Annotated in this window: 7 protein-coding genes; 4 read left to right on the forward strand and 3 right to left on the reverse strand. The window is 71.1% G+C overall.

Going from position 1 to position 6,987, the window contains the following annotated elements; translation table 11 throughout:
• Window positions 1-1,338, forward strand: a complete 1,338-nt coding sequence (locus AB0M82_RS39200; RefSeq protein ID WP_364733457.1) for a cellulose binding domain-containing protein — start codon at window positions 1-3, stop codon at window positions 1,336-1,338.
• Window positions 1,339-1,401: 63 nt separating this feature from the next.
• On the opposite strand, the gene AB0M82_RS39205 is transcribed toward AB0M82_RS39200, so the two are convergent.
• Window positions 1,402-2,736: an aspartate aminotransferase family protein gene (locus tag AB0M82_RS39205; RefSeq protein ID WP_364733459.1), complete on the reverse strand. Its 1,335-nt coding sequence runs from the start codon at window positions 2,734-2,736 to the stop codon at window positions 1,402-1,404.
• Window positions 2,737-2,822: 86 nt separating this feature from the next.
• Between AB0M82_RS39205 and AB0M82_RS39210 the strand changes: the two genes are divergently transcribed.
• Window positions 2,823-3,737, forward strand: a complete 915-nt coding sequence (locus AB0M82_RS39210; RefSeq protein WP_364733461.1) for a LysR family transcriptional regulator — start codon at window positions 2,823-2,825, stop codon at window positions 3,735-3,737.
• A gap of 6 nt (window positions 3,738-3,743) precedes the next feature.
• Here the strand turns inward: AB0M82_RS39210 and AB0M82_RS39215 are convergent, their stop codons facing one another.
• Window positions 3,744-4,211, reverse strand: coding sequence for a hydrogenase maturation protease (locus AB0M82_RS39215; protein WP_364733464.1), 468 nt, complete (start codon window positions 4,209-4,211; stop codon window positions 3,744-3,746).
• Between the two features lie 151 nt (window positions 4,212-4,362).
• Window positions 4,363-5,406 (reverse strand): tetratricopeptide repeat protein, encoded by a 1,044-nt coding sequence (locus tag AB0M82_RS39220; protein ID WP_364733467.1) that lies wholly within the window; start codon window positions 5,404-5,406, stop codon window positions 4,363-4,365.
• 177 nt (window positions 5,407-5,583) lie between these two features.
• On the opposite strand from AB0M82_RS39220, the gene AB0M82_RS39225 reads away from it, so the two are divergent.
• Together AB0M82_RS39225 and AB0M82_RS39230 are read left to right on the forward strand one after the other, a co-directional pair.
• Complete coding sequence (locus AB0M82_RS39225; RefSeq protein WP_364733470.1) at window positions 5,584-6,258, forward strand: HNH endonuclease family protein; 675 nt, start codon at window positions 5,584-5,586, stop codon at window positions 6,256-6,258.
• Between the two features lie 10 nt (window positions 6,259-6,268).
• A complete protein-coding gene (locus tag AB0M82_RS39230) occupies window positions 6,269-6,907 on the forward strand; it encodes an alpha/beta hydrolase (protein WP_364733472.1) in 639 nt (212 codons plus the stop codon).
• Window positions 6,908-6,987: the final 80 nt, after the last annotated feature.

Consider the following 6,987-nt stretch of genomic DNA (forward strand, 5'->3'; position numbering starts at 1 on the left):
ATGAAACGCAGCTGGGTTTCGGCACTGGGCTTGGCCACGGCGGCCGCCGCCATCGGCGCGGTGCTCGTGATCGCTCCGGCGAGCGCGGCGGGCGGTGTCTCCGCGACCTTCACCAAGGGCGCCGACTGGGGCACCGGGTACGAGGGCAAGTACACGATCGCCAACGGCTCCGGCTCGACGTTGCCGAGCTGGACGGTGGAGTTCGACCTGCCGTCGGGCGCGAAGATCTCGTCGCTGTGGGACGGCAGCTACACCGCGTCCGGCCAGCACGTCACGGTGAAGAACACGTGGAACGGCAACGTCGGCAACGGCGGTAGCGCGAGCTTCGGGTTCAACGTGGCGTACTCGGGCGGCTATGTCGCGCCGTCGAACTGCAAGCTCAACGGCGGTTCGTGTTCGGCAGGGGGCACCACCCCGACCACCACGCCGACGACTCCGACGACCCCGACCACGCCGCCGCCACCCGGCGGCCGGGGCGCGCCGTACCTGTACCTGGGCTGGGGCAACCCGCCGAGCCCGCAGACGGTGATGAGCGCGACCGGGATCAAGTGGTTCACCATGGCGTTCGTCAACGCCGCCGGTGGCTGCAGCCCGGCGTGGGACAGCAGCCGTCCGCTGCAGGGCAGTGCCGACGCGAACGCGATCGCGCAGATCAAGGCGGCGGGCGGGCAGATCGTCCCGTCGTTCGGCGGCTGGAGCGGCAACAAGCTCGGCCCGAACTGCGCGACGCCGGAAGCGCTGGCCGGCGCCTACCAGCAGGTGATCAACGCGTACGGCCTCAAAGCGATCGACATCGACATCGAGAACTCCGACGAGTTCGAGAACGCGACGGTGCAGGACCGCATCCTGAACGCGTTGAAGATCGTGAAGCAGAACAACCCGGGTGTCCAGACCATCCTCACCTTCGGCACGGCGACGACCGGCCCCAACTACTGGGGCGGGCGGCTCATCGACCAGGCGAAGGCACTGAACGCCGGAGTGGACGTCTTCACGATCATGCCGTTCGACTTCGGCGGCGGCGCGGACATGTACGCCAGCACGGTGAGCGCGGCGAACGGCTTGCGCGACAAGCTGAAGTCGACGTTCGGCTGGAGCGACGCCACGGCGTACTCGCACCTGGGCATCTCGGGCATGAACGGCCTGTCCGACCAGCAGGAGCTGACGAGCGTGTCGACGTGGACCCAGATCACGAACTGGGCCAAGTCGAACAAGCTCGCCCGGCTGGCGTTCTGGTCGGTCAACCGCGACCGCGGCTGCCCCGGCGGCGGCGTGCAGTCCACGTGCAGTGGCATCGCGCAGAACGACTGGGATTTCACGAAGGTGACGGCGGGCTTCTGACGCTGCCCTGACCGAAGGCCTCCTTGCCGGCTCCCCGGGCCGGCGAGGAGGCCTTCGCCGTGTTCAGAGCGTCTTGACGGCGTCCCCGATCGCTTCGTCGAGGATCGACAGACCGAGCGAGATCTCCTCTTCGGACGCCGTCAGCGGCGGGGCGATCCGGAACACCCCGCCCATCCCGGGCAGCTGCACGATGTTCATGTGCAGGCCCAGCTCCAGGCAGCGCCGCGTGACGCGCGCGCCCAGTTCGTCCGAGCTGCGCTTGGTTTCGCGGTCCACGACCAGTTCCAGCCCGGCCAGCAGGCCGCGGCCGCGGATGTCGCCGACCACCTCGTGCCGCTGGGCGATCTGCTGGAGGCCGTGCCGGAGCAGGCCGCCGAGCTGGAGCGCGCGCTCGTCGAGCCGGTCGCGGACGAGCACGTCGAGGACCGTGTTGCCGACCGCCGCCGGCAGCGGGTCCGCCACGTGCGTGGTGAAGAACAGGAACCCGCGCTCGTGCGCCTCCTGCTCGATCTCGGCGCTGGTGAGCACCGCGGCCAGCGGCAGCCCGGCGCCCAGGGTCTTGGACAGCGTCAGGATGTCGGGGACGACGCCGTCGCGCTCGAACGCGTACCAGTCGCCGGTGCGGCAGAGCCCGGTCTGCGCCTCGTCGAGGATCAGCAGCATGCCGCGTTCCCGGCACTTCTCCCGCAGCGCGGCGAAGTAGCCGGGCGGCGGCTCGATGATGCCGCCGGAGCTGAGGATCGGCTCGACGAGGCACGCGGCCAGGCTCCCGACCGACTGCGCGTCGATCAGGTCGAAACCGAAGTCGAGCTGGCGGCGCCAGTCGAGGCCGCCGTCGGCGTCGGTGAAGTCCGGCCGGTAGGAGTTGGGCGCCGGGATGGCGAAGTTGCCCGGCGCCGCGGGCCCGTACCCGCGACGGCCGGCGCTGTAGGTCGCGCTCGCCGCGGCGTGCGTCATGCCGTGCCACGACCGGGCGAACGAGACGATCTCGTGCTTGCCGGTGACGAGCTTGGCCATCCGGATGGCGGCCTCGTTCGACTCGGCGCCGGTGGTCAGCAGCAACGCCTTCTCCAGCGGCGCCGGGAGCGTTTCGGCGAGGCGCCGCGCGAGGTCGACGACCGGGCGGCTCAGCATGCCGCTGAACAGGTGGTCGAGCTTCGCGGCCTGCCGCTGGACGGTCGCGACGATCTCCGGGTGCGAGTGCCCGAGGATCGCGCTCATCTGGCCGGAGGTGAAGTCGAGGATCCGGCGGCCGTCCTCGGTGAAGACGAAGCTGCCTTCGGCGTGGTCGATGATCTCGCGGGTGAACTCGCCGGCGCCGGCGTAGCGCACGAGGTGCCGGTCGGCGTCGGCCCAGAAGGTCTCGGACGTGGACAGTTCGGAGGTCGGAGCAGCCATGCCTCGACGGTAAGGCCGCATCGAGCGACACGTCCATCTCACGATTCCGGCTTTCTTGTTCGGTTTTACCGGACAACAATGGCGGGATGCTGAACCCGTGGCGCCTGCGGCTGCTGAGCCGGCTCGACACTCTGGGCACGGTCCGCGCGGTCGCGCAGGACGCCAACCTGAGCGCGTCGAGCGTGTCGCAGCAGCTCGCGGTCCTGGAAGCGGAAACCCGCACCCAGCTGCTGGAACGCACGGGGCGTCGAGTCCGGCTGACCCCGGCGGGGCTGATCCTGGCGCGGCGGGCGCGGGCGATCCTCGACCACATGGACACGGTCGAGGCGGAGCTGCGCAGCCTCGGCGAAGAGCCGGTCGGCCTGGTGCGGCTGGGCGCGTTCCAGAGCGCGATCCACACCCTGGCGGTGCCGGCGGTGACCCGGCTCGCGGCGGCGTACCCGCACCTGGACGTCGAACTGCTGGAGCTGGAACCCCACGAGAGCATCCCGGCCCTGCGCGGCGGCGACGCGGACGTGATCATCACGACCACCGACTTCGTCGAGCTGCCCCTGGGCCCGGACCTCGACATCGTCCCGCTGGCGACCGACCCGATCGTGCTGGTGACCGCCGGCGACTCCCCCCGAGGTCCGGCGGTGCTGTCGGCGTACGCGGACGAGCCGTGGGCGCTGGACATGCCGCAGTCGTACATGGCGAACCTGACGCTGCGCCTGTGCCGCGAGTCGGGGTTCGAGCCGCGGGTGGTGTGCCGGTTCAGCAACTACCTGATGACGCTGCAGCACGTCGAGGCCGGGCTGTCGATCGCGCTGCTGCCCGGGCTGGCGGTGGATCGCCGGTACCGGGTGGCGACGCGCGAGCTGGCGAGCCCGGTGAACCGCACGATCGCGGCGGTGGTGCGCCGGGGAACACCACTGCGCGCGGGGGTGAACGTGGTCCTCGACGCGCTGAGGCAGCCGCCGGACCTCCCGGACCTCCCGGACCTGGCGGAATGGGCCGGGTAACGAGCGTCAGACTTCGGTCGGCTCACGGATCGGCAGTTCAGGGCTGGCGCCCCAGGCCAGTTCCGTCACCACGCGGGCCGCGGCCGGGATGGCGGCCTCGACCGCGGGGGACAGCCCGATCCCGCCGTCGACGCACGCCGGTTCGCAGCCAAGCACCAGTACCCGGCCCGCGTCGCCGCCCAGGAGGCGGAGCAGCCGGAAAATCGCGTCGCCGTGCAGGTCGTGGGTGTCGGTCGCCGAGGTCAGGGACAGCGTGCCCGGTGACCGGCCGTGCGGGGTCGCGTCCAGCAGGATCGTCGTGTCGTAGCCGCCGGTCAGGTCGTCCGCCAGGTGGACCGCCGCGATGTCGTAGTCGGCTATCTGCACCCAAGGTGGCAGGCCGGTCCGGTCCAGTTCCCTGATGACTTCGACGCCGAAGCCATCGTCGCCGAGGAAGACGTTGCCGATGCCCGCGACCAGGACTCGTGGCCTCATTGCGCGACCTCCAAGGGGTACGCTTCCAGGCTAGAACTGTGAATTGGATCACACAATAGTCGGCGCCACCCGGACCCCAGCAAGATGGCTAGTGACATGCAGGGCTTCGCCCTGCGCCGGGGGCTTCGCCACCCGGACCCCCGCAAGATGGTTAGTGCTGGTGTTCCCGCTCGTCCTGCGCGGTTTCCGCGCGGGCCAGCCACAGCTCGGCCTCGTGGGCGGCACCCCGCGACCGCAGCATGCGCGCCAGGCTGAGCATGCCCTGGACGTCGCCGGTCTCGGCGGCGCGGCGGAACCACTGCTCGGCCTCGGCGAAGTCCTCCCGGTGCTCGGCGAGGTGGCCGAGGTTGGTGAGCGCCGGGACGCTGCCGTGCTCGGCGGCCTTGCGGTACCAGGCCGCGGCTTCGCCCTCGTCGCCGCGGTTGCGGGCCAGCACGCCGAGGTTGGTCATCGCCGACGAGTCGCCGCGCTCGGCGGCGTCGAGGTACCAGCTCTCGGCCTCTTCGAGGTCGCCACGGCGGTGCAGCAGCAGCGCCAGCCGGACGATCGCTTCGACGTGGCCGCCGATCGCGCCCTGGCGGTACCACGACTCGGCGTCACCCGGCTTGCCGAGCCGCTCCGCCTGCCTGCCGAGCCGGCAGGTGGCGGCGAGGTCGCCGGCCGTCACGGCGGACCGCCACCAGCGGGCGGCTTCCGCGGTCTGGCCGCGGTCGCGGAGCACCGTGCCCAGGTCGATCATCGCCTCGGTGAGGCCGGCCTCGGCGGCCTGCCGCAGCCACGGCTCGGCCTCTTCGCCCCGCCCGCGTTCCCGGAGCAGGCGCCCGAGCGCGGCGATCGAGGGCAGGTCGCCGGTGCGGGCCGCCTCGGCGTACCAGTGCTCGGCGTCCTCGCGCTTCCCGCGCCGCTCGTAGGACTTCGCCAGGTTCAGCATCCCGTGCGGCTCGCCGGCCAGCGCCGCCTCGTGGTACCAGCGCTCGGCCTCGTCCTGCGCGCCGCGCTCGGCGAGCAGGTGCGCCAGCGAGGTCATCGAGACGCGGTCGCCACCATTGGCGGCCTTGCGGAACCACGATTCGGCCTCGGCGAGGTCCCCGCGCTCCCGCATCGACGCCCCCATCCGGGCCATGGCGACGACGTTGCCGCCCTCGGCGGCCTTGCGCTGGAAGAACTCGTCGAACTTCTTGAGCCGGCCGGGCATCGGCTGCTCCCTCCGGATGGTCCTGCTCCGGTAGTCGCAGTTGAGCGACTTGATGTGACATCCGCGCCGTGGGTGGGCGAGATCACATTCGCGCCAGGTCGTCGTGTCGGCGCGGTTTTACCGGGCCGGCAGAGGTGAGACTACGCCGCGCGCAAGCGCAGGTGAGAGGAGAAAATCTTGGCGGCCCGCGGCTTTCGGCTCAGCGTGACGCAGCGAATCCTGCTGGTAGTCGCGGTACTGGCGGTCGCAGGCTTCGGGTACTGGGCGACGAACAGGGGCGCGGGCGCGCCCCCGCCGTCTTCCACGGCCCCGGTCCCGGTCAGCGCGGCCGACGTCCAGAAGCAGCTCGACGAGCTCGCCATCGCCGCGCGGACGTCCATGGACGGCTACTCGCGCGAGAAGTTCCCGCACTGGGACAGCCAGGGCTCCGGCTGCGACACCCGCGAGGTCGTGCTCAAGCGGGACGGCAAGGACGTCAAGACCGACAAGGACTGCAAGGCGACGGCCGGGTCGTGGACCAGCATCTACGACGGCGAGACGTGGACCAAGGCGACCGACCTCGACATCGACCACATGGTCCCGCTCGGGCAGGCCTGGGCGAGCGGCGCGAAGGCGTGGACGACGGAGAAGCGCGAGCAGTTCGCCAACGACCTGACCCGGCCGCAGCTGTTCGCCGTCACCGACAACGTCAACCAGCAGAAGAGCGACAAGGCGCCCGACGAGTGGAAGCCGCCGCTCGTCTCGTTCTGGTGCACCTACGCGACCGACTGGATCGTCGTGAAGCACTACTACGGCCTGACCGTCACGCAAGGCGAGAAGACGGCCTTGACCGACATGTTGCGTCGCTGCTGAGCTGGCCGGCATGACGACCTTCGCGCTGATCCACGGTGGTGGCGGCAGTGGGTGGGACTTCCACCTGCTCGTGCCCGAGCTGCGGGCCCGTGGCCACGACGCGATCGCGCCGGACCTGCCGATCACCGACCCTTCCGCCGGGCTGGCGGAGTTCACCGAGACCGTGCTGGCCGCGTTGGGGGACCGCACGGACGTCGCCGTCGTCGGCCACTCCTACGGCGGGTTCACCGCGCCGCTCGTCGCGGCGAAGGTGCGCGCGCGGCTGCTGGTGTACCTGGCCGGGATGATCCCGGCGCCGGGGGAGCAGCCGGGCCAGTGGTGGGGCAACACGGGCTTCGAGTTCCCGAAGGGGCTGAGCGAAGCCGAGCAATTCTTCAACGGCGTTCCGGCCGCGCTCGCCGAGGAGTGCCAGGCGCACGGGCGCGAGCAGGCCGGCAAGGAGTGGGACGAGCCGTGGCCGCTGCCGGCCCACCCGGACGTCCCGACCCGCGTCCTGCTCTGCCGCGACGACCGCTTCTTCGTCCCGGACTTCCAGCGACGGGTGGCCCGCGACCGCCTGGGCATCGAGCCCGACGAGATCGACGGCCCGCACTGCGCGCCGCTCAGCCACCCGGCCCAGCTGGCCGACCGCCTCGTGAGCTACCTCTAGCCGAAAGCCGTGAATGTCGCATTGAGGGACTCTAAGTCCCTCCACCCCTCGTCCGGGGCGTCCGTATACAGCCGCGCGTC

It is taken from the genome of Amycolatopsis sp. NPDC051128 (genome assembly GCF_040682715.1).
Classification (GTDB): Bacteria; Actinomycetota; Actinomycetes; order Mycobacteriales; family Pseudonocardiaceae; genus Amycolatopsis.

What these genes read in the sequence shown, in the direction of transcription:
- AB0M82_RS39200 (WP_364733457.1), top strand. Translation starts at nt 1, where the DNA reads ATGAAACGCAGCTGGGTTTCGGCACTGGGCTTGGCCACGGCGGCCGCC.
- AB0M82_RS39205 (WP_364733459.1), bottom strand. Translation starts at nt 2,736, where the DNA reads ATGGCTGCTCCGACCTCCGAACTGTCCACGTCCGAGACCTTCTGGGCC.
- AB0M82_RS39210 (WP_364733461.1), top strand. Translation starts at nt 2,823, where the DNA reads ATGCTGAACCCGTGGCGCCTGCGGCTGCTGAGCCGGCTCGACACTCTG.
- AB0M82_RS39215 (WP_364733464.1), bottom strand. Translation starts at nt 4,211, where the DNA reads ATGAGGCCACGAGTCCTGGTCGCGGGCATCGGCAACGTCTTCCTCGGC.
- AB0M82_RS39220 (WP_364733467.1), bottom strand. Translation starts at nt 5,406, where the DNA reads ATGCCCGGCCGGCTCAAGAAGTTCGACGAGTTCTTCCAGCGCAAGGCC.
- AB0M82_RS39230 (WP_364733472.1), top strand. Translation starts at nt 6,269, where the DNA reads ATGACGACCTTCGCGCTGATCCACGGTGGTGGCGGCAGTGGGTGGGAC.